Origin of the sequence: Novosphingobium rhizovicinum (assembly GCF_040813635.1) — a bacterium.
GTDB lineage: Bacteria > Pseudomonadota > Alphaproteobacteria > Sphingomonadales > Sphingomonadaceae > Novosphingobium > Novosphingobium rhizovicinum.
In genome coordinates, this window is sequence record NZ_JBFNXR010000021.1 from 52,196 (window position 1) to 77,669 (window position 25,474).

Sequence of the window (25,474 nt, forward strand, 5' to 3'; positions counted from 1 at the left end):
TCAGAACCTGAAGCTAACATCACTCGGCAGAGCGGAAGGCTCGGCGAGCAGGACAACAGTGATGCGGCGGTTCTCCGGCCGCTCCGGCTGATCGGGGTAGACGGGCCGGGACGATCCCAGCGCGACCACCTCGGTAAAACGATCCTGCGGCACGCCGCTGGCGACAAGGGCAGCGCGCGCGGCATGGGCCCGGTCGCCGGACAGACGCCAGTTCGCATCCGCCTGCCCTGCCGCGTCGGTATGGCCCTCGATGGCGATCTGCACGCCCGCGCGGGCAATCCGCCCGGCAATGGTGGAAAGAATGCTGCGGCCATACCCGTTGAGTTCGGCCGTTCCGCTCCGGAACATTGAGCGGTTGTCGGTATCCATCAGGCTGACGCGCACGCCCTCCCGCGTGGGCTGTACAGCCACACTCTCGCGGTTCTCCTGCTGCTGCGCATCGAGCGCTACACGCAGTTCCTGGGCCAGGACGCGCATGGAGGAATCCGGGATGCTGGCGGTACCGCCACGAGCGGTACCGGCGGTCGCAGCCTCCATGCTGGGCTGGCCGAGTGAGGTGGTGTTGTCAGCCTGTGCGCGACGGGTCCGTCCGCCCTGCCCCCTCGTGTCACCGGGAGACATCCCGGACATCGAGGACGTACTCGGCGGCGCCGGAGTGAAGTACTCGGCCAGACCGCGCAACCGCTCCTTGTCCGGGTTCGCAAGCAGCCAGAGCAACATGAAGAAGGCCATCATGGCGGTCACGAAGTCGGCGTATGCCACTTTCCAGGCGCCGCCGTGATGGCCACCGGCCACCTTCTTGATCTTCTTGACGATGATGATCGGGCGTTCGTTCACGCCGGATGGCTGAGCCACGTCAGTCGGCTCCCAGCGCGACGCGGAGGCGGTCCTGAACCAGGTTCAGCCGCACCCGCTCAACCGCCTCCAGCGTGCTGGTGCCATTCGCAACGCACTCCAGCAGATCCGCCGCTTCCTGCGAGCGCTGCACGAGCAGGTCGAAGGTCTGCAGCTGTTCTGTGTAGTTGCAAGCCAGATACTCGTCGGACGCGAGGATCTCGCCCAGTGACTCGATGAGCGTGCGCACGTCACGAATCTCCTGTGCAACGGCGGCACACAGCGTGATGGCGAGGTCGTCGATCTTTGACATCCGAATGATCCGATACAGCAAGAGAGGCGATGACTTAGAACAGCTCCAGCTCGCCCACGTTCTGGAGAGGACGACGAACGGGAGGGGCGACGACCGGATCGGGCGCATGCACGACACGGTTGCAGCGGGAGCGGCCTTCATAGGGCTGAAATTCGACTCGCCGGGCCTGCGTCCCGCCGAGGTCCACGTGCGCGATGGCAATGCCCTCCGCTTCGACGAAACGGCGGGCGAACTCCGCGTTGCTCGAACCGATCAGGCCCAGTCCCGCAATCATGTTAGCGCCGCCATACAAGTGAGCGCGCAGCCGGTTGCGTGCGGCGCCGAGCTTCATCATCTCGTTGATGAGAAGCTCCATCGCGTGGATCCCGTAGCTTGAAAGATTCTGCTGTTGAACGCGGTGATCGGGCTCCCCGAGAAGAAAGTGGTTCATTCCTCCCACTCGGGCCACGCTGTCCTGAAGGCACACGGCGACGCACGAGCCGAGCACCGTCGAGATGACGACATTCGGCCGCGCGACGACGGCATGTTCCCCCTGGACGATCGAGATGCGTTCCATCGTACAGCTCAGGTCAGTTCGCCGAAGATGCGCTCGATCTTCTCCTTGAGCGCAGCCGGGGCGAAGGGCTTGACCAGGTAGTTGTTGACGCCGAGCGCGGCCGCCTTCTGCACGATCTCGCGATCCGAAGATCCGGTCAGCATGATGAAGACGGTCTTGCCGATCACGGCGTCCTTGCGCACTTCCTCCAGGAACTGGAGCCCGTCCATCTCCGGCATGTTCAAATCGGAGATGATCAGGTGCACGCGATCCGAGCGGACGGCGGAAAGGGCTTCAACAGCGCCCGGTTTGTCACGGACATCCTTGAAGCCGAAGTCCTGGAGGGCACGGCGGATCATGGCGCGCATGCTCGCCTGATCGTCGACCACCATGACCTTGATTGCAGCTGCTGCTGGCATTGCTTCCTACCTCAAGAACGACAAGCCGCGAGGATTGCCTCGGGCATTGCTGATAAACTGAACTGCTGCTCCACCGCACCGGCCTGGAAGGCGGCGCGAGGCATGCCGTAGACCACGCAGGTCTCCTGGTTCTGGCCCAGCGTGCGTGCGCCGGAACGGCGCATGGCAAGCAGACCTTCGGCACCATCGGCGCCCATGCCCGTCAGGATGACCCCGACAGCCCCCGCACCCAGACGTGCGACAGAATGGAAAAGCACATCGACCGAAGGACGATGTCCGCTCACCGGATCACCTGTACGGAGCCGGATACGCGGCTGACCGGGGCTTAGCGACATGTGCCGATCCCCCCCAGGAGCAATATATACGGTTCCACGCTCGATCGGAGCGCCGTCGACCGCTTCGGTAACTTTGACGGCACACACCGCATCCAGACGGGCAGCGAAGCCCGCCGTGAAGCCCGCCGGCATGTGCTGAACGATCAGCACGGGAGGGCAGTCGGCCGGCAAACCCGCGATCAGCGAGAAGAGCGCCTCGACGCCGCCGGTCGAGGAACCGATGGCAATGACGACGTCGCGGAAGGACGTGCCAGCGGGCGCAGCCCGGGCGGGCGTCGCGGAACCGCTTTGACCGACACGGCTTCGCGCTGCGGCCTTCACCGTCTTGCGTAGATGATCGGCATCGCGCGCGATCTCCAGCGGATTGCCGCAGGGCTTCGCGATGCAGTCCACCGCGCCCAGCCGCAAGGCCTCGATCGTAACCTCGGTTCCACGCGCGGTCAGCGTCGAGCACATGACCACGGGCATGGGCCGAAGCCGCATGATTTTCTCAAGGAAGGACAGGCCGTCCATTCCGGGCATTTCGACGTCCAAAGTGACGACGTCGGGATTAAGCTCCCTGATCATCGCGCGGGCCGCGTGGGGCTCGGGCGCGAGGCCGACGACTTCGATTTCCGGGTCCGCTGAAAGGATCCGGTTCAAGGCCATCCGCATGCTGGGGCTGTCATCCACGACCACGACCCGCACCGGGCTCGTCATCGGGGTCCTCCATTCTTCTGATAGATGGTCTGTCCGGCGAGGCTCATGCCCAACTTTGCAGGGGCAATGAGCCGTTCGGAATGACCGATGTAGAGAAAGCCTCCGGGCGCAAGACGCTCGACCAGCCGTGCCTCCAGATCCGCCTTCGCCTCATCGTCGAAATAGATCATGACGTTGCGGCAGAAAATGGCATCGTAGAGTTGGCGCATCGGCCAGCTTTCGAACAGGTTGAGCGTGCGCGCGGTCACCAGTGCCTTTGCTTCCGCAGCCATCTCGAAGCCGTCGACGTGCGGGCGCAGCCATGTCGAGCGGTAGGGCTCTGGGATGGAATCCCGCGCCGCCGCCGCATAGACGCCCCGCTCCGCCGCCTGGACCACCGGGGTGGAGATGTCCGTGGCAAGCAAGCGCACGTCCGCACCTCGAAGCCACGCCGCGTCCGTGCGATCCCGGCCGAGCAGGCACATGGCGATCGTATAGACCTCTTCGCCGGACGAGCAGCCCGCCGACCAGATCCGCACGCTCTGCCCCTTCGATCGTCCCTTCAGCTGCGGCATGAGCACGCTGCGGAAGTGGTCGAAGTGGTGCGACTCCCGGAAGAAGTGGGTGTGGTTCGTCGTGAGGGCGATCACCATCGTCCGGCGTTCGACGGGATCCCGCTCCACCAGGGCGACATAGTCACGGAAGCTCGTGATGCCGTTCTCGCGCAGCCGCCGGCTGAGACGCGAGTGAACAAGCGTCCGCTTCGCCTCCGTCAGGTGGATGCGCGCCTCTCTTTGCATGACCGCGGCGATCTGCGCGAACTCGGTGGCACCGAGTTCCGCTTCGCCGGGCCCTGCAGAGGGGCGAGGGAGAGCGGCGGCGGTTGTCACGCAGTCAGTTCCATCTGACGGGTGACGCTCAATGCTTCCAGATCGAGCAGCAGCACCATGGTGCCCGCCTGCTCTTCCTGGTTCTCCTGAGCGCGGGCAGCAACCTGCACGAGACCGGCAATGACGTTCTTCTCGTCGACTTCGATCTCTGGCGCAGGCTTGATGTCGCTGTCGTTGATCGGAACGATGTCCGCCACTTCGTCGACGAGGAAGCCGGCCTGCTTGCCACCGATGCTCACGACCAGAATGCATGAGCGTGCGTGAGGAACACTCGGCTCCCAACCCAGGCGTTCGGCCAGTCCGACGATGGGGATCACGGTACCGCGAAGGTTCGCGACGCCCTTGATGTACGAAGGCACGCGGGGAAGTGGCGTGGGCTCTTCCCATTCGCGGATCTCGATCAGCGCACGCATGTCGATGCCGAATGTCTTTTCGCTCAGCGAGAAGGTGACAATCTTCCGCTCGCCGCTGTCAGTGGTGGTGGTCATGCTGCGAGTCCTTTGAGGGAGTGCTTGGAGGTTGAAGGAGGTGGCGAAGCGACGAGCGCCTCCACATCAAGGATCAAGGCAATCGAGCCGTCGCCCAGAATGGTAGCGCCACCCAGACCGCGGATCGGATGAAGGTTCTGATCGAGGCTTTTGATCACCACTTCGCGACGGTCATCGATTGTATCGACCATCAGCCCGATCAGTCCGGCGCTGTCGCTTTCGACGACAATCACCAGCGACTCCTCCGGCTCGTAGGGTTCGACGCCCTGCAGACCAAAGAATTCGGTAAGACGCCTAACAGGCAGATAGTTACCACGAAGTTCAATGACTTCATTCGTCGGTGACACGGCTTTGACCTGTCCCGGCTCCGGCCGCACTGATTCCACCACGCTGGCCAGCGGAAGCACGAAGCGCTGGTTGGCCAGGCGCACGACCATGCCATCGAGGATTGCCAGCGTCAGCGGCAGGATCATCGTGAATGTGGTGCCCTCGCCTGGCACCGACTGGATCTCTACCCGTCCGCCCAGAGCTTCCACGTTGGAGCGAACCACGTCCATCCCCACGCCGCGGCCGGAGATGTTCGAGATCGTTTCCGCGGTCGAGAACCCGGGGGCACAGATGAGCTGATCGATCTCCTCGTCCGCCAGCACTGCGTCCGCCGCGATGATGCCTTTTTCCACCGCCTTGGCCCGCACCCGCTCGCGATCGATGCCCCGGCCGTCATCGCGGACCCGTACAAGGATACGGGCGCCCTTCTGCTCGGCTGACAGGCGCAGGCTGCCGCAGGGCGGCTTGCCGCGCGCCACGCGCTCGTCCGGCTTCTCGATACCGTGGTCCACGGCATTGCGGATCATGTGGGTGAGCGGATCGCCGATCTTCTCGATGACGCTCTTGTCGACTTCGGTGCTTTCCCCCTCGACTTCGAGGTTCACTTGCTTACCGGTTTCGCTCGACAGCTCACGCAGCATGCGTGGCACGCGGCTGAAAGCCTGCTTGATCGGCTGCGCACGCAGCGACATCACGCTGTCCTGGATCTGCCGGGTCAAACGCGAAAGCTGGGGCAGTTCGACGCGCTCCTGGTCTGCCGGCGAGAGCCGGTCAGCCAGGATCGACCCGCGAATGACCAGTTCTCCGACCAGGTTCAGCAGCTGGTCGAGCTTGGTGAGCTCGACGCGGATGGTCTGCGATGCCTGTTCGGGGCCCTTCTCTCCTTTCGGCGCGGACGGAGCCACTGCAGCGGCAGGCTTGCTCTCCACCAGCGTCAGCGGGGGCTGAGAAGCGGGCGCAACGGGTGGTTCGATGGCCTTCACCACCGGGATTTCCGGTTGAGGCTCCGGAGCCTGCGCATCTAAATCGAGATCCGGGTCAGGCACGCCAGAAACGACCTGCTCGGCTCGCTCGATCTCGACCACCGAATCCGGCGCGACGAAGTCGAAGCACTCGTTGATTTCGCTCTTGTCGATCGAGCCCGGTACCGAGATGTACCAGACGAAGTAGCTCTCTTCGGGATCGACCTCGCGCAGCGATGGCAGGGCCGAGCTGTCGACACGGACAACACGTCCGCCAAGGCGCTCCAGCTCACGGATGATAAGGATCGGCTCACCGCCATTGGCCAGCGCGTCGCGCGAAGGTCCAAAGCGAACCGTCCAGTCGCCGTTGCTCTCTACCGGTGCATCAAGATCGTCGAGCGAAACGGCTATCGGTTCGAACCCGAACGGGTCGAGGTCCTCTATCACCGCTGTGACCGGCGTGAAGCCGAACTCGTCCTCTTCCGTCTGGACCGCAGGGGCGGCCGGTGATTCAGTCGCGGCGACGGCTTGTGTCGCGGCCTGTGCGGGCGCTGGAGCAGCTCCGCCATCGACGCTAGCACCCATGGTCGCAAGAATCTCGTCCAACTTCGCCAGCATCGCGTCATCGGACGGGGGAGCGGACTGCTCCTGCGCCGCCGTGACATGGTCCGAGAGGATGTCGAAGGCGTTCAGCAGCTCCTTGACCACTCCGGTGCTTGCGGCGATCCGGCCGGCGCGCACTTCGTCGAGCACGTTCTCGAAGCGGTGCGAGAAGGCGAGCAGAGCCGCATGCCCGAACGCGCCCGAGCCGCCCTTGATGGAATGGACGGCGCGAAAGACGCTGGCGATCGTCTCAGCGGAGGTGTCGCCATCCGCCATTGCCGATAAGCCGGCTTCCGCTGCCGCGAGACCCTCCACGCACTCTTCGAAGAAGATCGCCTGGATTTCGTCGAGTTCGTCGCTCACGGGCACACCCGGCGGATCGCCGTCCCCAGCTTGGTCGCATCGAAAGGCTTCGTGATCCAGCCGGTCGCACCCGCGTTGCGGGCACGGGCCTTCTTGTCATCCGAAAACTCGGTGGACAGCACCAGGATCGGTGTGCCCCGGAATTCAGGAACAGCGCGCACTGCTTCGATCAGTTCGAAGCCATCCATCTTGGGCATGTTGATGTCCGTGATGAGGAGGTCGGGCTTGACCTCGTGCATGCGTTCAAGGCCGTGCACGCCGTCATTGGCACTCTCAATCGTAAAGCCTTGGGCGGTCAGTGACGCCTTCAGCAGCATGCGCATGCTGGCCGAGTCATCGACCGTGAGGATCAGCTTGCTCATGGGTGGTCCTTTCCGGTTTCAAGGCCCAGCGTCTCGGCCAGACCACACCCGGCGACGCGCTCCACGAACGCGGGGCTGGGATTGGTAATCTCGAATTCAAGCGACTTCTGCTCGGCCTCGGCACGGGCCGCGACAAGCAGCTGCAATACGCACTGCCCGACACTTTCCACTTGAGAGGCGTCGATACGAATTTCGTCGTCCAGGTCGGCGGCGAGAACCAGCCGGACCTTCAGGTCCTCGGCGGCGACGGTGTTGCCGCGCGCAGGCAGGATCAGCGTACGGTCTTCGGACGGATCAGTTGGCAGCGAGGAGTTCATCTTTGGCCTCGTCGAGAGCAGTCTCGAGTTGTTGGAATGAGGGGGCGTGCATGGTGGGGGTCATGCGGCGGGCGATCTCGATCGCCACCTGAACGGGCGTGCCCTGGGCGTAAGCCACGATAGCGGTCTTCGCGATGCCGAAGGGCTTGCTGTCCTCTTCGACGATGCCGAGCAACTTCGAAGCGAGCGGACCAACGACGCAGTAGGAAAGAAGAACGCCCAGGAAGGTACCGACAAGTGCGCCGCCGATCATCGCACCAAGAACCTCGGTAGGCTGATCGATGGAACCCATGGTCTTGATGACGCCGAGCACAGCTGCGACGATGCCGATGGCCGGAAGTCCGTCCGCCATGACCTGAAGCGCATGCTGCGGAGCCAGTTCCTCGTGGTGATGCTTCTCGATGTCCGCGTCCATGGCGGCATCGAGCTGATGCGGATCCTCGAAGTTGACCGTCATCATCCGCAGGTAGTCGGCCATAAATTCGACCAGGTGATGATCCGCAAGCAGCCGCGGGTAGCGCGAGAAGATCGAGCTTTCCTCGGGCCGGTCCAGGTGCGGTTCGATCGCGGTGGCACCACCCTTCTTGAAGGTGGAGAGCAAGGCAAACAGCAGCGTCAGCAGATCGCGGTAGTCGCTGTCCTTCCAGCGCGCGCCCTTGAACGCGCGTTTTATGCCCGCGACGGCCTTCTTCACCGTGGCAAGAGAATTGCCGACAATGAACGCGCCGATGGCCGCGCCACCGATCGCCACCATCTCATGCGGCAGTGCATGGAGGATGATGTCCACCTTGCCACCCGCAACGATGAAGCTGCCGAAGACGCAACCGAGAATAATAAGAAAACCGATGCCGTTGATCATAACCTGTCCAGCCCCCCGATCGGGATAGTTCAGGTTATAGGATGGAATCCGGACGACCGGCGTTTCGCGGGATGCTTTTCATGCGCCCTTGAGTGCATTCCAGGTGTATTGCTGACGCGCACAACGATACCTGCAATCCGCACTTGCGTGTTTCCGTCTAGAATAGGGGAAACGACAGGAGCTACAGCATGTCTCTTTCCGCCTACCAGCGTGTGAAAACGATTGCGGAATCCCCGCGCAACACTGAATTCCGCCTGGTGAGCCAGATCACAGGCGAGATGATCGCGGCGCGTGATGCCGGCCTTACCGGCACTGCCCTGATGGCCGCGCTTCATCGCAATCGTGAAATGTGGGGCGCTTTCTCAAGCGCTTGCGGCGCTCCGGGCAACGCACTGCCGGACACACTTCGCGCCGGTATTATCTCACTTGCTCTGTGGGTCGACCGTTTCACCACCGAAGTTGTAACCGGACGTGAATCGATCGAGGAACTGATCGGCGTGAACCGCCTCCTTCTTGAAGGACTGGCGCCAGAGCAGATGGCAGCCTGACCCCTTAAGCCGGCCCTAACCCGCCAGGCAGCCTCGCTCCCACGGCGGAGAAGCGCTGCCCCTGGCCGATGCTGCCCGCTTTCGGCGTCGCGCATCGCTGTCGTGAGCGTCCGTTCCGCGCCTTTAAGGCCAGGAGCGGGCGCGGCTGAGTATGTGCCCCCTCTCCGGCCGCTCTCCTGTACCGGAGGTTGGGGCCGATGAGGCTCACGGCCCACAACTGCCCCTGCCTCATAGCTGCTCGCGCACTTGCTTATGCAGCAGCGACCCTCCCTTGCCCTCACATTGACAAAGAGGACTGGGCGGGTATCTCCTCCAGCAGTGATCCAACCATTCCACATCTGGAATAGGAAATTGGGCCGGTGGGGAGTTTGCCGAAATGTTTTGTCGATCGACATGGCCGAACCTCCCTGCGGACTATGTGCCCGCCAGGTACAGGCGGTCACCCGTTTAGCAGCGCTTGAGAAGCGACGCATTCATGCTCGATAGACAGGAACCTCCATGCAGCCCGACAATCGCTTCCTAGACGACCTTAGCCAGACCTCAGTGCGGGTCGAACCGGCGTTGACCTTGGAGAGCCCGGACGCGGCAAGCTGGGACGCGGACTGCGACGTCCTGGTCGTGGGCGTAGGTCTTGCTGGCGTCTGCGCTGCCTTACGTGCTGCTGAGGACAGCAACCTGCAGGTGATGGCAATAGATCGGGGGCTGGGAGGCGGCGCAAGCCAGCTCTCCGGCGGCGTCATCTATATGGGGGGCGGGACACGCGCCCAGCAAGAGGCGGGGGTCGAGGACACACCCGAAAACATGGCCGAATATCTGACCTATGAAACCGGCGACATCGTCCGTGGAGACACGGTGCGCCGCTACGCAGAGGCCAGCAGCGGCTTCCAGGATTGGCTTGAAAAGTACGGCGCCCGGTTCGGCGGACCGATGACAGAGGAGAAAACGTCGTATCCTAACGACGCCTCCCTCTACTACTCCGGCAATGAGCTGACGGTGCCCGGCCGCGAGCGAGCCAAACCCGCAGCGCGCGGACATCGCGCCAAGCCGGCGGCAGGTGGCGAGCCGAAGAAGCTTTCCGGCGAATACCTGCTTCCACCGCTGATCGCTTCGATGGAGGCGCGGCCGAACGTCCGCTTCATGCGCCATACGCGTGCGACCCGCCTCATCACGGATGCGGATGGCGCAGTAATAGGGATCGAGGTCCAGACCATTTCCCAAGGTGCCGCTGCGTGGCGGCACGGAATGGCGATGAAGCTGTGCAACAACATCGTCGCTGCCTCCCTGGGGCTGACGAGCAAGCTTTATGGCGCGATTGTCGGCATCGAGGCAGGTGCGAAGCCTCTGCGCATAAGGGTCCGCAAAGGTGTGGTACTGTCCGCAGGTGGATTCACTCACAACCGGCCGATGATGGCCAAGACCGCCTTGCCTTCATACCAGAATTCGCATCCGCTGGGCACGATCGCGGACGACGGCTCCGGCATCAAACTGGGGATGAGCGTCGGCGCGCGCACTGACCTGCTCGACCGCATCTCCGCTTGGAAATTCGTCTACCCGGCGGAAAGCTGGGTGCGCAGTTGCTCGGTAGGGCCGGACGGGGAACGCCTGGTGGGCGAGGAATACTACGGCGCCCGGACCGGTGACGCGGTCTTCCAGAAGGGCGGCGGCAAAGGCTGGCTCATCATGGATGAGCCGATCCAGCAGATGGTCCGCGAGGAAATCGCATCGATGAAAAAGATGCTCTTCCAGAAGATCCAGTTCCGAGCGACGCAAAAGGACTACACCGTTTCCGCGCCGACAATCGAGGAGCTGGCCCAGAGGCTGGGTCTGCCTCCCGAGAAGGTGAAAGCGACCGTAGAGGCCTACAACGGGCATATCGACCGGGGCGAACCCGATCCGTTGGGCAAGTCAGAGAAGTACCGCCGCCCGATCCGGACCGGCCCGTTCTATGCCACTGACATCGGAGCAGCACTCAAGCTGTCGCCGATCCCAGCACTCACCATGGGCGGACTTGTCGTTGACGAGGATACCGGGCAGGTTCTCTCTGCCGAAGGGGGCGTGGTGCCCGGCCTCTATGCCGCCGGAAGAACCGCCGTGGGGATTTGTTCGAATTATTATGTAAGCGGGCTTTCCCTCGGCGACTGCGTCTGGTCTGGCATGCGGGCGGCCGAAGCGATTAAGGGCAACGGCGGCGCGGCGGCGCTCGTTGCGGGTCAGTGATCCTCTTCGCTGACCAGTAAACAAGGCACACCCACTAGAAGAGAGGGATAGCATGATACCGAACAGCCCTGACGGGCCCACCCAACTCGAGATATTCCGCAAGATGGCCTTGCTGAAGGCCAATGACGAGCGCAGCCGCAAGGTTATCACGACCGGTCGCCTGGTCATGCCGTACTACAGCTATCGGGGTCAGGAAGTCATCCCGTCGGCTCTGGCGGTGAACCTGAAGGACACCGATTACCTCTGCACGATCTATCGCGGCATCCATGACATGCTCGCCAAGGGCCTGCCGCTGAAGGACCTTTGGGCCGAGATTGCCGGTCGCGTTGACGGCACCTGCAAGGGCAAGGGCGGACCGATGCACCTGACCGACGTCAAGCATGGCGTCATGGTCACGACCGGCATCGTCGGTGCTTCGATGCCGATTGCGAACGGCCTTGCCTGGGCTTCGCAGTTGCGTGGCGAGGACCGCGTGGCGGTTGCCACCTTCGGTGACGGCGCTTCGAACATCGGCGCCTTCCACGAGGCGCTGAACCTGGCCGCCGTCTGGAAGCTGCCGACCATCTTCGTGTGTCAGAACAACCGTTATGGCGAGCACACCGCCTATGCCAAGGCGACCGGCGCCAAGAACATCGCGGACCGTGGCCTGGCCTACGGCATCCCCGGCGTGCGCGTGGACGGCAACGATCCCGTCGCCATGTACAACGCCGCACGCGAAGCGGTGGAGCGCGCTCGTGCCGGCGAGGGACCGACTCTGATCGAGGCGATGACCTTCCGCTTCCACGGCCACGTGTTCGGCGACAAGGGCGGCTACATCCCCAAGGAAGAGCTGGAAGAGGCTATCGCGGCCGATCCTTACCCGCGCTTCCGCGCCAAGCTGATCGCCGATGGCATCGCCACCGAAGCCCAGCTGGCCGAGATCGAAAGCGGGTTCGAGAAGGACCTCGACGAAGCCGTTGACTTTGCCCTTGCCTCGCCCTTCCCGGGCATCGAGGAACTGACCTCCGACGTGTATGGAGCCGCCGCATGAGCCAGGAACAGATTACCGTTCTGCAAGCCTACTCGCAGGCGCTGATGGACGCGATGACCGAGGATGACGAAGTCATCGTACTGGGCGAGGATATTGCCGATCCGGAAGAAGGCGGCGTCGTCGGGGTCACCAAGGGCCTGTCTTCCAAGTTCGGTGAACTGCGCGTCCGCACCACTCCGATCGCGGAAGAAGCCATCATCGGTGCAGCCGTGGGCGCCAGCCTCGTCGGCTTCAAGCCGGTGGCCGAAATCATGCTCATGAACTTCACCACGGTGGCGATGGACATGATCGTCAACCACGCGGCCAAGCTGCGCTACATGTCGGGCGGCCAGACTCACTGTCCGCTCGTCATCCGCACGATGACCGGCGGCGGCATGTCGACCGGCGGCCAGCACTCGGACTACTACGAGGCTTGGTTCGCGCATACGCCGGGCATGAAGGTCGTCTGCCCCAGCACCACCGAAGATGCCTATGGCCTGCTGCGCAGCGCCATCGAGGATCCGGATCCGGTGCTCATCGTCGAGAACCTGCCGATCTACTGGACCAAGGGCCCGAAGCCGGCGTCGGACCATCGCGTACCGCTCGGCAAGGCGAAGGTCGTGGTGCCCGGAACGGACGTCACCATCGTCAGCTACTCACGCACGGCGCTGGAATCGCTCGGCGCGCTGCAGGCGCTCGGCGAAGCCGGTATCAGCGCGGAAGTGATCGATCTGCGCACCATCCAGCCCTGGGATCAGGAGACGGTTCTCGCATCCGTGGAGAAGACGGGCCGCCTCCTCGTGGCGCACGAAGCAGTGGTGCCTTTCGGCGCTGGTGCAGAAATCGCAGCCGTCGTGCAGGACAAGCTGTTCGGCAAGCTCAAGGCCCCGGTGAAGCGCATTGGCGCGCCATTCAACCCGGTGCCGTTCTCGAAGCCGCTTGAGACCGAGCACGTCATCAACGGCGCGAAGATCGCGGAAGCCGCAATCGCACTCGTAAAGGGCTAAGCCCTGAAAACAGCAGCCGCTCCGGATCAATCCGGAGCGGCTGTCTGCTTACTCCCCTTGCACCTCAGCTGTAGCCCCGACAGCATCGGCACGCGAACGAACCTTCGCGCCACCGGGGCCTCCCAACCTATTCGCCTTCGCTCAGGCCAAGCATCTGCTCATACTTGTCGTGGAAAGCGCGGATGATCGACTCCTGATAGACGGAGTAGATCACGTAAGGCGGCTGTTTGGTCTTCAGCCCCTTATGCACGTCGGGCACGTTGCCGCAGTCCTGATCGAAGATCCGGGCGAGCGTCCCCAACTCCTCTGCACGAACCCACGGATCATCGGGATCGAGCATCCGCAGCTTCGCCGACGGAGGCTTTGGCTTATCCTTGGGCCACGGAGCCAGAAGCATCGCTTCCATCAGGCACTCGTTCGGATTGTCGCCGTTGGGCCGGAAGCGATAAACGATGCGCGCCCATCCACCCCACGGACTGAAGTTGGGGAACAGGTTGTTGAACGTCTGCTCACCCATTTCGGCGTCGGAGAACTGGTCCACTTCGTCGCCGACCATCACGCGCATCATCTGGCGGTTGATGTCTGCCGCCATGCGGAAAGAGTCCAGCGCCTGCTGTTCGCTCATCACGATGCCGCGCTGCGCGCTCGATCCGCTGGTGTTGACATGGCCGAGCCGCGACCAGTTGCCGAACACATCGTACCGGGTCTCCGCAAGGTCTCCGCCTGCAAGAAGAAGCTGCGGGTGCGTGGCGATTGAGTGATAGGCTTCCAGGAACGCTTCCATCAGCAGCTTCCAGTTAGCCCGGATCACCTTTCCAACGTGCGCATGCTTGTAGCGGTCCTCCATGCGCATCTTGGCGTAATGCTCCAGCATCTCGGGGCCTGCGTACTCCTCGAAGGAGATGGCATCCGGGTCCGGATTGATGAAGACGAACCCACCCCATGATGCGACCTTCGCCTCAGGCAGCCGCGACACCTCCTCGCGAACGCCGGGGAAGTCCCACTCACATGTGATTTCCTTGAGCGCGCCCTGAATGTCCCAGCTCCAGCCGTGATAAGGGCAGCGGAACATGGCAGCTTTCTTGCCATCATGATTGCACAGCCGCCGTCCGCGATGGAGGCAGGCATTCGGAAACGCCTTGAAGCTGTCTTCGGCGGTGCGAACGACGATGAACTCGCGGCTGCCGATGGTGTAGAGGATATGATCCCCAACTTCCGGGATGTCGTCCTCGCGGCAGGCCATCTGCCACACCTTGCCCCAGATGTGCTCCATCTCCAGTTCATGGTACTTGGGTTCGAAGAACCGGGCGACGGGCACTTTCTTCGGCCCCCCGGGGTAAGGCGCGCTCTTCTTGTACACCTCGGGAATCCGGTCCTTGTACCGGTCGTTGTCGAGGAAGAACTCCATCGGGTAGTGCGCTGCTGAGCGCACGCCTTCCGGCGTTTCCTTGCCCGGATCGGATACGTACGGCGCGATGATCTTGGGCCGCTGTGCATCCCCACCGCCACGCCCCGGCATGGAGGCCAGCGCGCTCAGCGGGTTAAGGTCACCTGCCGGGAGCATCGTCCAGAAGATGTCCTTGCCCGGCGGCAGGTTAGGACCACCGATATAGCGCAGGAAGTGATAATCGGCGTGTGTCAGATCTCCTTCGATCCATGCGCCGTCCCAGTTGAAGATGCCTGAAACACCTTTCGCGGGATCTTCGACACGGACGCGTCCTTCGCCCAGCTCTTCGTAGATGGCACCGCTGATCGGATGTGGTTCGCGCCGCAGCGTAATCGTGTCCTCGGACATCATCATCTCCTGATCCATCAGTTTCTCTTTACGCACTGCACCGCAGAGGTCGGTAGTCAGTTACGGCGTTCACGTGACCCGCTCGCCAGAGGCACTAAGCCGGAGCGGATACCCCTCCGATCCAGGGCGCGCTGCCATTCAATTGCATCGTGACGTTCGCAGCCGCAGTCCGCACACGATCTACGTAGCGTTCAATGTCGTTCTCAGTCAGACCGGGAGGGAAACCGCTGATGCCGATCTCGTAGGCAACTTCGCCAGCGGCGGAAAATACTGGCGCGATGATATAGGAAACGCCCTCTCCGGTCGCGTCCGCGACGTCGAGGAGCTGTATCTCACGCTCGGAGATGTCGCCCACCAGCTGCGTCAGGCCCGACCAGTACGCCTCCTCGTTGTGGTAAGCGGCCGGCCTGCTCGTGAAACGCCGGAGCGCGCGGATCACAGGACCGTCTCCGGCCATGCCGTATCCGCGCCTGCGAAATGCTTCGAGGCCGACGCTCAGGCGTTCATGCGCGATGTCACTCAATGCCGCAGGTGCGCGGGCCAGGTACTCCTCGCGCGTCTTCTGGTCAGCCCACGCAATGAAGCCCATGCCGAGCGGAGGGACAAAGGGCCAGCGCTCTCCCACCCGGTTCGCCGGCGCGAAGTTCGCGGGCGTCCCCTCACAGGCGACCACCAGCATCTCGTTGCTCACAATCGCGGAGGCCATGCACTGGACTCGCAGTTCCCGGGCGACGAGTGCGACCTCCTGGCGAACCGCATCGATGTCCCTGTGCTGCGAAAGTGCAGCTTGGCCAATCGCGACCATGACCAGACCCAGCGAGTAGGTCTTGTGCCGGGGATGGCGCGTCAGGTACCGTGCCTCCGCCAGTGTGGTCAGCACCCTGTGGGCAGAGCCATTGCTAAGGCCGAGCCGGGAAGCAATTTCCGCAAGAGTGAAAGACTCCGTGGGATGCGCAGCCAGGAAGTTCATCACTTCTACGACCCGATTGTTCGGTCCGCTGCCATCTCCGAATTCAGCCATACTGGGACACTCTGTTCGAAAGCCGAGTGAGCGACTCTAATCCCAATTCTTCCAATCGGCAACATAGCATTCCATATATGGAAGAGGGCGTGCTACCGGCCTCAGCGCTGGTCTTCGTCGGGACCGCAGCTGACGAACTCCTCTGTCAATTGCCGGATCCGGTCCAGGATGGTCGCTTCCATTTTTCGGTTGAAAGACCCCAGATACGTCAGGCGCCGAAGCGCATCTTCCTCCGCAACGGCCGGCGCGCGCACTTCTATCATCCGCCCAAGCGATCCCATCAGTTCTGCCTGAGAGGAGATGAAACCGGAGTAGCTCTCAGACGCACCATAGCGCACGCGCTTGCTTCCCGGCTCTCCATAGCGCCGCGCCAATCCATACCGCTCCAGCATGCGCGCAGCCACGCTGGCGCTGCTTTTGGCCATGCCGAGGTTCTCAGCAATATCGTCGAGTGAGACTGGCTGAGCCTTGAGCAGGAGATAGGGATACAGCTGGGCCAAGGATGGCTGCATACCCCACGGGATGAGTAGCGCTGCCATATCGTCGATGAAGCGGCGTTGCTCCCCACTGAGCGCACCATGATCTATATTCGGCATTTACCGAACATAGCGCAGAGGGCATACCGGCTTCAAGCGGACAGCGATTCGTAAAGAGCTGAGAGGAAGAGATATGCTTGAAGCAGCATCGATCATCGCACAGGCGGAGCGAGAAGTCGGGATCAAGGATCCAGATCCGGGGGTGGGCCGCAATCTGGAGCGGCTGGTTGGCTCACTACACGCAAGCTTCCCGATGTCGCCGGAAGGTGAGCAGCTCGTCCATGCCAGCTTGCTGCGGGACACCGTCGCGCGGTTTCAGTCCGCCAAGTGGGTGCAGGATCACCCGGAGATCGCGGAAGAGCCGATTTCCGCCCCCGTCTTCCTGATGGGGCTGCCCCGTTCGGGCACCACCTACTTCCAGTACCTGTTCGATCGCGATCACCGCTTCAGGCTCATCCGCACGTGGGAATCGATCATGCCCTCCCCTCCTCCGGGCTTTGATCCAAAATCATCGGAGGAGCGCCGTTCAGCTTGGCGCGAAATGCAGAAGCAACGGCAACACTTCGACGGGTTCGAGGCGCTGCACCTCTATGACGAGGATGGTTCGGACGAGTGCCACGCCTTCATGGAGCAGAGCTTCGGTGCGGCGGGCCTGCACAACCTCTATCGGGTGCCGGCCTACTTCGACTACCTGATGGATGAGCTTGATCTTGCGGAGACCTACCGTATCCACAAGCGCCAGCTTCAGTGCCTGCAGTGGAAGTCGCCGCGCAAGCCGTGGGCCTTGAAGTATCCCAACCACGTGATCGGCATGAACGAGATCCTCCAGGTCTACCCGGACGCGCGGTTCGTGATGACGCACCGCGATCCCGTACAAACACTCGCATCCATCTCAAAGATGACGTTCAACCTGCGCAACATGCGTGCGGCGGCGCCAGTGGACATGCACGAAGTTGGGCGCGACATGCTCCACTTCATCTCGCGGCACATCGACCGGATCATGGCGTTCGATGCGGGGCCGAACGCGAGCCGGGTAATCCACGTCGACTACTACGCCCTGGTCCAGGACCCGGTCCGTGAAATGCGCATGATCCACGAGGGCCTTGGCATTGGCACGCCGGACGACGTGCAGAGTGCGGTGGCAGATTGGCACGCCTCGAACCCGAAGAACGCGCGCGGCAAGAACGAGTACACGCTGGAACAATACGGCCTCGATGACGCCGAAGTCGCCACGCGGTTTGCCCCATACATGCAGCGTTTCGCAATCCCCCGAGAGGCTGAGGGCCTTCAGCGCAGCTCCATCGCGGCATGACTTGGGAAGCGCTGAACGCAGCGGTTACAGAAGCACGCGCGCTGATCGCGAACAGGGCACCAGACCCGGAGACCGCAGCCGAGGGTGAAAGCTACATCACGCGCGTCGTAGCGGCCGGCCTCAGCGGCGCGGTACTCGGACATCTGCTGAAGGAGGATGGACTTGGGCGGCCCCTGCCGGTCTACGGGGGCCCCAACCCGGACTACCTGATGCGTCATGCGGGCATTGACCCAAGCCGATCCTATCGCCTGGACGGCCGCATCAACGGCTCGGAGCGGCTCGGCATCGGCTTGTATAAACCGGGCGTCGCCGGCGGAACGCCGATCGAGGTGGGCTATATATCTCTGAGCCGCACCGACTGCGACAGCGACGGGCGCTTCTTCCTGGATCTGGTCTCCGGGGACGCGGCGGACGACAAACTGGCTATCAGTCCGGAAGCGCGGATCCTGCTGGTACGGATCCTGCACCGCGATCCCGATAGCGAGCCGGCACGCTTGCGGCTTTCAGGAGCTGCGCCCAGTCCCGGATTGGCGCTGATGATGGGCAGCAACGATGCCGCTCTTGGGTTCGTTGCGCATACGCTGGGCGTGAACGTGCGGGAGTACATGCGCTGGACCGATGCAGTGCAGGCACATCCCAACCGCCTGGCCGGCGCGCCACCCGAACTCGCCGAGGCAGTGCAGGGCGACCCTGACACCCAGTACTTCCTGGGAAGCTATGACCTTGCCGATGGCGAGCAACTGCGCGTGACGATGCCAGCCGGCATTAGCGGATACTGGTCCGTCCATGCCTACGATTACTGGTTCCAATATCTGCAGACGCCCGGCGTTCATGACCGGAACGCGAGGGCGGATGCAGACGGGCGCGTCCGCCTCACGATTGCTCCTGACGGCGTCCAGGGCGGCGCTAACGCAATCGACACCCTGGGCCGGCGCAAGGGATCCCTGATCTGCCGCGTGATTGGCGGCTGCCGCGTGGACCCTCCTGCAGCCGAGGTGCAGCCGGCGCGATAACCGGCTTCACCTGGCGGCTATGGCCTCCCCTGATTCATCCCAGTTGCCGCCCAGAGCGCGGAACAGATCGACCTGCGCGAAGGCAACGCTGCGCGTGGCCGCGGCGTGCTCCGTCTCCGATTGGGCCAGAGCACGTTGGGCGTCGAGCACCTCCAGCGCATCGATCTCGCCGCGACTTGCGCGCGCGGTCGCCACGTTGGCGGCGCGCTCCGCCGCCTCGCGTGCGGAGGCGAGCCGCTCCTTTCGCAGCAGAGCATTGCGATAGGCCGAAAGCGCGGTCTCCGTTTCCTCCAGAGCCGCAAGCACCGCCCCGTCGAATGCGGCGAGGTCTGCCTGGGTGTCAGCCTCGGCCACTGCTATGCGCGCCCGGATGCCTTCCTGATTGGGGAAAGCCCAGGAGATCAGCGGACCCAGCAGCCAGCGCAAAGGACCGCCGCCGAACACATCGGTGGAGCCAATGGCCGTGGTGCCGATCGCACCGCCCAGACTGATGCGCGGATAGAGGTCCGCCGTAGCAACGCCGATGCGCGCGGTATCGGCTGCAAGGCGGCGTTCGGCAGCTTTCACGTCCGGACGCCGCGCAAGCAGCAGTCGTCCGTCGCCCACCGGAATAGGCTGCAGGACGTCAGGCGTAGTCGTTCGCAGTTTCGCGGATTCGGGCAAGTCCCGTGGCGTTCGCCCGGTCAGTGTCGCCAGACGGAACAAGGCACCATCGCGCTGAGCCATAAGACTGGGGATGGCGGCGGCCTGCTGCTCGCGTAGCTGGGCGATGCGGATCACGTCCAGCCGCTGGTTGAGGCCACGCTCGAACCGAGCATTGGTGATCCGCTCGGCGCGGCTGAGCAAATCGACGATCCGCTGGGCGACCGAAAGCTGCTCCGCCGAACTGGATGCATCGACATAGGCGCGCACGGTGTCTGCCACCACGATCACCCGGACTGCGTCGGCGTCTTCCTGCGCTGCGGCCAGATCCGCCCGCGACGCTTCAACCCCGCGCCTTACCCGACCGAACAGATCGAGTTCATAGGATACGTTGAACTCGCCATCGACGATGCGGTTTTCACGATCCATGCCGGGCAGCACCTGCATGGCGGAGGAGCGGTTCTGTACCGCCGATCCCTCGATCCCGGTCTGCGGCAGCGTAAGATTGCGCGATCCACGCAGTTGCGCGCGCGCGCGCTCGATCCGGGCAACCGCAATCCGCACATCAGTGTTTGCGGCCAGCGCATCGCGGACAAGCCCATCAAGCACAGGATCGTCATACAGCCGCCACCAATCGTCGCGTGGGGCCTGAGCCGTCACCTCAGGGGAGGTGATGCCCGCGAAAGGCGCGGTCGCACCTAGCGGCGGCGTCGCCGCCACGTAGCTCGGCCCGACCGCACATCCAGCGAGGCTGGTCGCTGCGAGCAGCATTGCAAGAGTGCGCCCGATGTTGAGCTGCTTCATGCTCAGGTCTCCTTATTCCGCCGGGTGCAGAGCATGACCGTGGTCGCGCTCGGTCCGGGGGGAGCGCCGCAGCTTTTCTGCCAGCATGCGGCACACGACGTAGAAGGTGGGGGTAAACAGCAGCCCGAAGCCGGTCACTCCGGCCATGCCGAAGAACACTGCGGTGCCCAGAGCCTGGCGTAGCTCCGCGCCGGCACCTTCAGCGATCACCAGCGGCACTGCGCCGAGGATGAACGCGAAGCTCGTCATGAGGATCGGGCGCAGGCGGGTCTTGGCGGCATAGACCGCCGCATCGACGATGCTCATGCCCTGCTCCTCCTCGGCCTGCTTGGCGAACTCGACAACCAGGATCGCGTTCTTCGCCGCCAGTGCGATCAGCACGACAAGGCCGATCTGAGTCAGGATGTTGTTGTCCATCCCCCTCAACTGGATACCCACCATGGCTGCGAAGAGGCACATCGGGACGATCAGCACGATCGCCAACGGCAAGGTCAGACTCTCATACTGAGCCGCGAGCACGAGGAAGACGAAGAACACCGCCATCCCGAAAACGATCCCTGCGGTGTTGCCCGCGGTCGTCTGCTGATACGCGATGCCGGTCCATTCGAAGCCATAGCCCGCCGGCAGCGTCTCGGCCGCGATCTTCTCCATCGTGGTCAACGCTTGGCCGGTCGAATAGCCCGGCGCCACGCCGCCATCCACTTCGATGGCGCGCTGGAGGTTGTAGCGCACCACACGATAAGGGCCTGTCTGATCCTCGAACGTGGCGACTGAGCCGATCGGCACCATGGCGCCGGAGTTCGAGCGCGTCTTCAGGTTGGCGATGTCAGCCGTCGAGCCCCGATACGGCGAGTCGGCCTGCGCAGTGACGCGGTACGTGCGGCCGAGCAGGTTGAAGTCGTTCACGAAGGCCGAACCGAGGTAGACCTGAAGCGCCTCGAAGATCCGCTGCGGAGGCACGCCGAGCATGTCCGCCTTGGCGCGATCAACGTCCGCGAAGACCCGCGGTGTTGCCGTGTTGAACAAGGTGTAGACCTGCTGCAACTCGGGCGACTGGTTGGCCTGGCCCAGCATCGGCCCGACGGCCTTCGCCAGCTCACCATACCCCCGCCCTTCCTTGTCCTGCACGATCATGCGGTAACCACCCGCTGGCACGATGCCGTTGATGGTGGGTGGCGGAAGCAGGAATATCTGCGCCTTGTCGTAACCGTTCATCGCAGCTTGCGCCTGCGCCATGATCGTCTCGTAAGTCGCACCGATCTTCTGCCGCTCCTCGAAGCTATCAAAGGGGAAGTAGATCGCGGCTGCGTCCGGCGCGGCAGTACGAGAAGGACCGTGGAGGCCCGCGAACATCACCGCGCCGCGAATGCCCTCGATCGGTAGAATACGCTCGGCCATTTCGCGCGCCACCTCGTCCGTGCGCTCCAGCGAAGAGCCCGGCGGGAGGAAAGCGGCAGCCATGAAGTAGCCCTGGTCCTGCTGGGGAACGAAGCCAGCCGGGGTGGTCCAGAACAGGCCAACCGTGGCGAGGATGAGCGCACCATAGGTTGCCATCATCCGGGCCGGACGCCGGACCAGCTTGAACGTCAGGCGGGCGTATCGATCGCTCAGCCGTTCGAAGCCCCGATTGAACTTGTCGGCGCCGCTCTGCATCCACTGCCGCCATTTGGGAGCATCTGGCGCCACTCGCTCGCGTTCGCGCAGCAGGATGGCCGAGAGCGCGGGCGAGAGCGTGAGCGAAACCAGCAGCGAGATGACGGTCGCGGTTGAGATGGTGACCGCAAACTGCTTGTAGAACTCGCCCGAAATGCCGCTGATGAACAGCGTCGGCACGAACACCGCGCAGAGCACCAGCACGATCGCGACCAGCGCGCCGGACACCTCGTCCATCGAACGACGAGCCGCCTCGATCGGGCGCATGCCCTCCTCGATGTACCGTTCGACGTTTTCGACCACGACGATCGCGTCATCGACGACGATACCGATCGCCAGCACCAGTCCGAAGAGTGAGAGGTTGTTGAGGGAGTAACCGACCGCCGCCAGCATCACCGCGGTGCCGATCAGCGAAACCGGGATCGCAACGATCGGAATGATCGCTGCGCGCCAGTTCTGCAGGAACACCAGGATGACGAGCACGACGAGAATCACCGCCTCGAAGAGAGTGTGGTAAACGGCGTCGATCGACTGGCCGATGAACTCGGTCGGATTGTAAATGACCGAGTACTCCATCCCCTTGGGGAAGGTCTTGGCCAGCGTGTCCATCTCCGCGCGGACAGCTTCGGCGGCATCCAAGGCGTTCGAGCCGGGGCGCTGCATCACCGCGATCACGACTGTGGGCTTGTTCGAGAGGTAGGTGTTGGTCGCATAGTCCTGCGCGCCCAGTTCCACCCGCGCCACGTCACGAACACGAACCTGACGACCGTCCGCGTCGGTGCGGACGATCACATCGCCGAACTGCTCCGGGGTGGTCAGGCGTCCCTGAAGCTCAACGCCAATCTGATAGGCATTGCCGGTGTCATATGGCGGAGCGCCTAGAGCACCGGCCGAGACCTGCACGTTCTGCGCCCGCAGAGCCGCCACGATCTCACCCGGAGTCAGGTCCAGGGCAGAAGCGCGGCCCGGATCGATCCAGATCCGCATGCCATAGTCGCGCGCGCCATAGAGCCTCACGTCGCCCACGCCATCCAACCGGCCCAGCTTGTCGCGCACTTGGGTCAAGGCGTAGTTGGACAGGTAATCGCGATCGAGGCTCCCATCCGGTGACTGCAGATTCACCACCATCAGGAAGTCGGGCGAGGTCTTGCGCGTCACCACGCCAAGCTGCTGCACTTCCTGCGGCAGGCGCGGGGTGGCGACCGCAACGCGGTTCTGCACCAGCACCTGCGCCGCATCGAGATCGGTGCCGATCTTGAAGGTCACCGTTATCGTGGTGCGGCCATCTCCGGTGGACTGCGAGTCCATGTAGAGCATATCGTCGACGCCGTTGATCTCCTGCTCGATGGGAGCAGCCACGGTATCTGCCACAGTCTCTGCAGACGCGCCGGGGTACTGTGCCGTTACCGTGACGGTGGGCGGCACGATGTCAGGATATTGCGTGACCGGCAGGCCGAGGAAGGCGAGCGCGCCCACCACGGTGATGATCACCGCGATGACGCCCGCGAAGATCGGCCGGTCGATGAAGAACCGGGAAAATCGCATGGGTCTTGTCCCTGGTTGAGCGCGCCATCGCGCGCCCTGAGGGTTAAGGAAAATCAGCCTTGCACTTCCCCCGCATCAGCCCGTCTACGCCGGCATGATGAGGGGGAAGGACATCAGTTGAGCGTCGCTTGGGCCGCCATGGGAGCGCCTGCGCTCGGCGCCGGCCCTGCCTTGCCTGGAACGATGCGTCCGGGTTTGGTCTCCACTCGGGAACCGGCAGCCGCACTCTGGAAGTTGCTGATCACGACACGGTCATCGCGCTCCAGGCCGGAACGGATCACCCTGAGGCCATTTACGACCGGCCCGACTTCGACCGGCTTGGCCGTGACCACCCCGTCGCGACCGACGGTCAACACCACCTTGCGTGCCTGATCGGCCTGTACCGCCTCGTCCGGCACCAGCAGAGCGCGCACGGTGCCAGCGTTGGCCAGTCGCATGTTGCCGAACATGCCGGGCGTCAAAAAGCCATCCGGGTTTGGCAGCACCGCGCGCAGCCGGATCGTGCCAGAGCGTGGGTTCAAACCGTTGTCGGTGAAGTCGAGCTTGCCCTTCCAGCGGTACTGCGCCTCATCCTGCAAGCGTACCTGCACATTGGCTGAACTGCCGGTACCGGCACGATCACGCTGTGTCTTGAGGAAGAGAGCTTCAGAAGCGTCGAACGTGAAGTAGATCGGGTCGACAGCGTTGATCGTGGTGAGCAGCGTCGCGTTCGCCCCGCCCTCACCGGAAACCAGATTGCCTGCATCCACCCGCCGATCGGAAACCCGGCCGGTGATCGGCGCGCGAACAGTCGCAAATTCCACGTCAAGTGCGCGAGATTGCACCCGCGCCTGGGCCGCCGCAAGAGCCGCGCTTGCAGCCCTCATGCGAGCCCGGCGCGCGTCGACCTCGCTGGCCGCCATCGCCTCGTCGCCGGTCAGCCCGGCCACGCGAGAGTAGTCGGACTGCGCCAGCGCCAAGTTGCTACGCGCCGATGCGACCTCGGCCTGCGCCTCTGCCAAGGCTGCGCGGTAGGTGCGCGCGTCGATGGCGAACAGCGGTTGACCCTTGCGGACGATATCCCCGTCCCTGAACAGCACCTGCGTCACTGCGCCCGATACGCGCGGCCGCACCTCCACGGTGCGGCTGGGTGCGAAACGGCCGACATAGTCATCCCATTCCGTCACTTCGCGTTCCAGCGGCTGCGCGATCTGAACCACGGCCGGCGGAGGGGGCACCGCTTCGGCAGCACCACCGCCAAGACTGCGCCACGCAACGCCCGCCACCAGCACCAGCACGCCAGCGCCAATGAGCAGACTTCGCCTGCGCACAGGCTTGCGGCGCGGCGCTTGCCCCTCCTCCGTATCATAGGCCGAGACATCGATGTTCACTGGCGAGTTCACGCAGCGGACCTCCGGGTTGGCTGGCGCAGACGCACGATCAGGTCGACGGCGGCGCCGATCTGGGTGTCGGTGTAACCCGCCTCTTGCGCTTCCTTCAGTGCCGAAGCGGGAAGCTGATAACCGTGGTGCCAGGCCTGCACCGCTAGCCTGCGGAGCGCCTCAAGGCGTTCGTTCGCGAGGACAGGAGATGGCGGCTGCGGTCCAAGAATCAGCCGCACCAGCCATGACCGCTTGCGCTGCGCGCGGAGGCTGGAAAGCCCGTCCCCGCGTGCCAGGTCGATCACCCGGCGCTCGAGTTCGGTGAGGGTCTGAGCAGCGAGCGCCACACTCTGCGAAGGAGCAAGCGCGAACGCTGGACACGCCGGCGGGGCGTCATCCCTGAAATCAATGAAAGCCATAGTCTTGCTCCCAATAAAGGCCCCGGCGCGCGAGGGAGGGGGGCGTGGGCGCGCGCCGGGGCAGTCTCCGACGCAAGGGTCGCCGGAAAATGCGGACGTGACGGCACGACCGCGAACACCCAAAGGTGCGAGCGTTCACTCCGCCGATGTTGTCGGGAGCCGCCCGTGTGAACGAACAGCGCCAAGAATCAGCCGGTCAGCACCGGCATAGCAAGCTCGACATTTCGCGCCTCCTACTGGTGTTGCGGCCTTTCTGTACCGATTGGTATAGATGGCGACACCGGCATCCGTCAAGAGGTATTCTGTA

The 25,474-nt window shown here is 63.5% G+C and carries 24 protein-coding genes; 6 read left to right on the forward strand and 18 right to left on the reverse strand.

Going from position 1 to position 25,474, the window contains the following annotated elements; translation table 11 throughout:
• The 11 genes from ABUH87_RS04985 to motA are packed head-to-tail and all read right to left on the reverse strand — an operon-like array spanning nt 1 to nt 8,285.
• Complete coding sequence (locus ABUH87_RS04985; protein WP_367770563.1) at nt 1-855, reverse strand: flagellar motor protein MotB; 855 nt, start codon at nt 853-855, stop codon at nt 1-3.
• A gap of 1 nt (nt 856) precedes the next feature.
• Nucleotides 857-1,147 (reverse strand): hypothetical protein, encoded by a 291-nt coding sequence (locus tag ABUH87_RS04990; RefSeq protein WP_367770566.1) that lies wholly within the window; start codon nt 1,145-1,147, stop codon nt 857-859.
• Between the two features lie 34 nt (nt 1,148-1,181).
• Nucleotides 1,182-1,703 (reverse strand): chemotaxis protein CheD, encoded by a 522-nt coding sequence (locus ABUH87_RS04995; protein WP_367770569.1) that lies wholly within the window; start codon nt 1,701-1,703, stop codon nt 1,182-1,184.
• An 8-nt stretch (nt 1,704-1,711) separates the two neighbouring features.
• Nucleotides 1,712-2,101, reverse strand: coding sequence for a response regulator (locus ABUH87_RS05000; protein WP_367770572.1), 390 nt, complete (start codon nt 2,099-2,101; stop codon nt 1,712-1,714).
• Nucleotides 2,102-2,112: 11 nt separating this feature from the next.
• Nucleotides 2,113-3,135, reverse strand: coding sequence for a protein-glutamate methylesterase/protein-glutamine glutaminase (locus tag ABUH87_RS05005; RefSeq protein ID WP_367770576.1), 1,023 nt, complete (start codon nt 3,133-3,135; stop codon nt 2,113-2,115).
• A complete protein-coding gene (locus ABUH87_RS05010) occupies nt 3,132-4,004 on the reverse strand; it encodes a CheR family methyltransferase (protein ID WP_367770579.1) in 873 nt (290 codons plus the stop codon). The genes ABUH87_RS05005 and ABUH87_RS05010 overlap by 4 nt, the downstream gene beginning before the upstream one ends.
• Complete coding sequence (locus tag ABUH87_RS05015; protein ID WP_367770582.1) at nt 4,001-4,492, reverse strand: chemotaxis protein CheW; 492 nt, start codon at nt 4,490-4,492, stop codon at nt 4,001-4,003. The genes ABUH87_RS05010 and ABUH87_RS05015 overlap by 4 nt, the downstream gene beginning before the upstream one ends.
• The gene (locus tag ABUH87_RS05020) at nt 4,489-6,747 is read right to left on the reverse strand and encodes a chemotaxis protein CheA (RefSeq protein ID WP_367770585.1); all 2,259 of its coding nucleotides are present in this window, start codon (nt 6,745-6,747) and stop codon (nt 4,489-4,491) included. The genes ABUH87_RS05015 and ABUH87_RS05020 overlap by 4 nt, the downstream gene beginning before the upstream one ends.
• Nucleotides 6,744-7,109: a response regulator gene (locus ABUH87_RS05025; protein WP_367770588.1), complete on the reverse strand. Its 366-nt coding sequence runs from the start codon at nt 7,107-7,109 to the stop codon at nt 6,744-6,746. Before ABUH87_RS05025 ends, ABUH87_RS05020 begins: the two co-directional genes overlap by 4 nt.
• Nucleotides 7,106-7,426, reverse strand: coding sequence for an STAS domain-containing protein (locus ABUH87_RS05030; RefSeq protein ID WP_367770591.1), 321 nt, complete (start codon nt 7,424-7,426; stop codon nt 7,106-7,108). The genes ABUH87_RS05025 and ABUH87_RS05030 overlap by 4 nt, the downstream gene beginning before the upstream one ends.
• Complete coding sequence (gene motA, locus ABUH87_RS05035) at nt 7,404-8,285, reverse strand: flagellar motor stator protein MotA (RefSeq protein WP_367770593.1); 882 nt, start codon at nt 8,283-8,285, stop codon at nt 7,404-7,406. Before motA ends, ABUH87_RS05030 begins: the two co-directional genes overlap by 23 nt.
• Before the next feature lie 188 nt (nt 8,286-8,473).
• Here motA and ABUH87_RS05040 point away from each other — a divergent pair, with 188 nt between their 5' ends.
• From ABUH87_RS05040 to ABUH87_RS05055, 4 genes are all read left to right on the forward strand, one after another.
• Nucleotides 8,474-8,833, forward strand: a complete 360-nt coding sequence (locus tag ABUH87_RS05040) for a flagellar biosynthesis regulator FlaF (protein WP_367770596.1) — start codon at nt 8,474-8,476, stop codon at nt 8,831-8,833.
• A 498-nt stretch (nt 8,834-9,331) separates the two neighbouring features.
• On the forward strand, nt 9,332-11,050 hold the full coding sequence (locus tag ABUH87_RS05045) for an FAD-binding protein (protein ID WP_367770600.1): 1,719 nt from the start codon (nt 9,332-9,334) through the stop codon (nt 11,048-11,050).
• Between the two features lie 52 nt (nt 11,051-11,102).
• Nucleotides 11,103-12,080, forward strand: coding sequence for a thiamine pyrophosphate-dependent dehydrogenase E1 component subunit alpha (locus ABUH87_RS05050; protein WP_367770603.1), 978 nt, complete (start codon nt 11,103-11,105; stop codon nt 12,078-12,080).
• Nucleotides 12,077-13,066: an alpha-ketoacid dehydrogenase subunit beta gene (locus ABUH87_RS05055; RefSeq protein ID WP_367770606.1), complete on the forward strand. Its 990-nt coding sequence runs from the start codon at nt 12,077-12,079 to the stop codon at nt 13,064-13,066. The genes ABUH87_RS05050 and ABUH87_RS05055 overlap by 4 nt, the downstream gene beginning before the upstream one ends.
• Before the next feature lie 127 nt (nt 13,067-13,193).
• On the opposite strand, the gene ABUH87_RS05060 is transcribed toward ABUH87_RS05055, so the two are convergent.
• The 3 genes from ABUH87_RS05060 to ABUH87_RS05070 form a co-directional block, all read right to left on the reverse strand.
• Entirely contained in the window at nt 13,194-14,879 is a 1,686-nt protein-coding gene (locus tag ABUH87_RS05060) for an aromatic ring-hydroxylating oxygenase subunit alpha (RefSeq protein WP_367770609.1), read from the reverse strand.
• A 76-nt stretch (nt 14,880-14,955) separates the two neighbouring features.
• Complete coding sequence (locus ABUH87_RS05065; RefSeq protein ID WP_367770612.1) at nt 14,956-15,882, reverse strand: IclR family transcriptional regulator; 927 nt, start codon at nt 15,880-15,882, stop codon at nt 14,956-14,958.
• Between the two features lie 101 nt (nt 15,883-15,983).
• Nucleotides 15,984-16,478 carry a GbsR/MarR family transcriptional regulator gene (locus ABUH87_RS05070; RefSeq protein ID WP_367770615.1) on the reverse strand — a complete coding sequence of 165 codons (495 nt, stop codon included), beginning with the start codon at nt 16,476-16,478 and terminating at the stop codon, nt 15,984-15,986.
• 73 nt (nt 16,479-16,551) lie between these two features.
• Between ABUH87_RS05070 and ABUH87_RS05075 the strand changes: the two genes are divergently transcribed.
• On the forward strand, nt 16,552-17,730 hold the full coding sequence (locus tag ABUH87_RS05075; RefSeq protein ID WP_367770618.1) for a sulfotransferase family protein: 1,179 nt from the start codon (nt 16,552-16,554) through the stop codon (nt 17,728-17,730).
• Entirely contained in the window at nt 17,727-18,743 is a 1,017-nt protein-coding gene (locus ABUH87_RS05080; protein WP_367770621.1) for a DUF1254 domain-containing protein, read from the forward strand. Before ABUH87_RS05075 ends, ABUH87_RS05080 begins: the two co-directional genes overlap by 4 nt.
• Nucleotides 18,744-18,749: 6 nt before the next feature.
• Here the strand turns inward: ABUH87_RS05080 and ABUH87_RS05085 are convergent, their stop codons facing one another.
• The 4 genes from ABUH87_RS05085 to ABUH87_RS05100 all read right to left on the reverse strand — a co-directional run bounded on the left by ABUH87_RS05085 (nt 18,750) and on the right by ABUH87_RS05100 (nt 25,167).
• A complete protein-coding gene (locus ABUH87_RS05085; RefSeq protein ID WP_367770624.1) occupies nt 18,750-20,189 on the reverse strand; it encodes an efflux transporter outer membrane subunit in 1,440 nt (479 codons plus the stop codon).
• A 12-nt stretch (nt 20,190-20,201) separates the two neighbouring features.
• Nucleotides 20,202-23,387 (reverse strand): efflux RND transporter permease subunit, encoded by a 3,186-nt coding sequence (locus ABUH87_RS05090; RefSeq protein ID WP_367770627.1) that lies wholly within the window; start codon nt 23,385-23,387, stop codon nt 20,202-20,204.
• A 113-nt stretch (nt 23,388-23,500) separates the two neighbouring features.
• Entirely contained in the window at nt 23,501-24,769 is a 1,269-nt protein-coding gene (locus tag ABUH87_RS05095) for an efflux RND transporter periplasmic adaptor subunit (RefSeq protein ID WP_419956667.1), read from the reverse strand.
• Nucleotides 24,766-25,167 carry a hypothetical protein gene (locus tag ABUH87_RS05100; protein ID WP_367770630.1) on the reverse strand — a complete coding sequence of 134 codons (402 nt, stop codon included), beginning with the start codon at nt 25,165-25,167 and terminating at the stop codon, nt 24,766-24,768. Before ABUH87_RS05100 ends, ABUH87_RS05095 begins: the two co-directional genes overlap by 4 nt.
• Nucleotides 25,168-25,474 lie beyond the last annotated feature (307 nt).

Bases quoted from the DNA above. Each gene is read 5' to 3' on its own strand.
- ABUH87_RS04990 (WP_367770566.1), bottom strand. From the start codon at position 1,147: ATGTCAAAGATCGACGACCTCGCCATCACGCTGTGTGCCGCCGTTGCA.
- ABUH87_RS04995 (WP_367770569.1), bottom strand. From the start codon at position 1,703: ATGGAACGCATCTCGATCGTCCAGGGGGAACATGCCGTCGTCGCGCGG.
- ABUH87_RS05000 (WP_367770572.1), bottom strand. From the start codon at position 2,101: ATGCCAGCAGCAGCTGCAATCAAGGTCATGGTGGTCGACGATCAGGCG.
- ABUH87_RS05005 (WP_367770576.1), bottom strand. From the start codon at position 3,135: ATGACGAGCCCGGTGCGGGTCGTGGTCGTGGATGACAGCCCCAGCATG.
- ABUH87_RS05015 (WP_367770582.1), bottom strand. From the start codon at position 4,492: ATGACCACCACCACTGACAGCGGCGAGCGGAAGATTGTCACCTTCTCG.
- ABUH87_RS05025 (WP_367770588.1), bottom strand. From the start codon at position 7,109: ATGAGCAAGCTGATCCTCACGGTCGATGACTCGGCCAGCATGCGCATG.
- ABUH87_RS05030 (WP_367770591.1), bottom strand. From the start codon at position 7,426: ATGAACTCCTCGCTGCCAACTGATCCGTCCGAAGACCGTACGCTGATC.
- motA (WP_367770593.1), bottom strand. From the start codon at position 8,285: ATGATCAACGGCATCGGTTTTCTTATTATTCTCGGTTGCGTCTTCGGC.
- ABUH87_RS05040 (WP_367770596.1), top strand. From the start codon at position 8,474: ATGTCTCTTTCCGCCTACCAGCGTGTGAAAACGATTGCGGAATCCCCG.
- ABUH87_RS05045 (WP_367770600.1), top strand. From the start codon at position 9,332: ATGCAGCCCGACAATCGCTTCCTAGACGACCTTAGCCAGACCTCAGTG.
- ABUH87_RS05050 (WP_367770603.1), top strand. From the start codon at position 11,103: ATGATACCGAACAGCCCTGACGGGCCCACCCAACTCGAGATATTCCGC.
- ABUH87_RS05055 (WP_367770606.1), top strand. From the start codon at position 12,077: ATGAGCCAGGAACAGATTACCGTTCTGCAAGCCTACTCGCAGGCGCTG.
- ABUH87_RS05060 (WP_367770609.1), bottom strand. From the start codon at position 14,879: ATGGATCAGGAGATGATGATGTCCGAGGACACGATTACGCTGCGGCGC.
- ABUH87_RS05065 (WP_367770612.1), bottom strand. From the start codon at position 15,882: ATGGCTGAATTCGGAGATGGCAGCGGACCGAACAATCGGGTCGTAGAA.
- ABUH87_RS05070 (WP_367770615.1), bottom strand. From the start codon at position 16,478: ATGCCGAATATAGATCATGGTGCGCTCAGTGGGGAGCAACGCCGCTTC.
- ABUH87_RS05075 (WP_367770618.1), top strand. From the start codon at position 16,552: ATGCTTGAAGCAGCATCGATCATCGCACAGGCGGAGCGAGAAGTCGGG.
- ABUH87_RS05080 (WP_367770621.1), top strand. From the start codon at position 17,727: ATGACTTGGGAAGCGCTGAACGCAGCGGTTACAGAAGCACGCGCGCTG.
- ABUH87_RS05085 (WP_367770624.1), bottom strand. From the start codon at position 20,189: ATGAAGCAGCTCAACATCGGGCGCACTCTTGCAATGCTGCTCGCAGCG.
- ABUH87_RS05090 (WP_367770627.1), bottom strand. From the start codon at position 23,387: ATGCGATTTTCCCGGTTCTTCATCGACCGGCCGATCTTCGCGGGCGTC.
- ABUH87_RS05100 (WP_367770630.1), bottom strand. From the start codon at position 25,167: ATGGCTTTCATTGATTTCAGGGATGACGCCCCGCCGGCGTGTCCAGCG.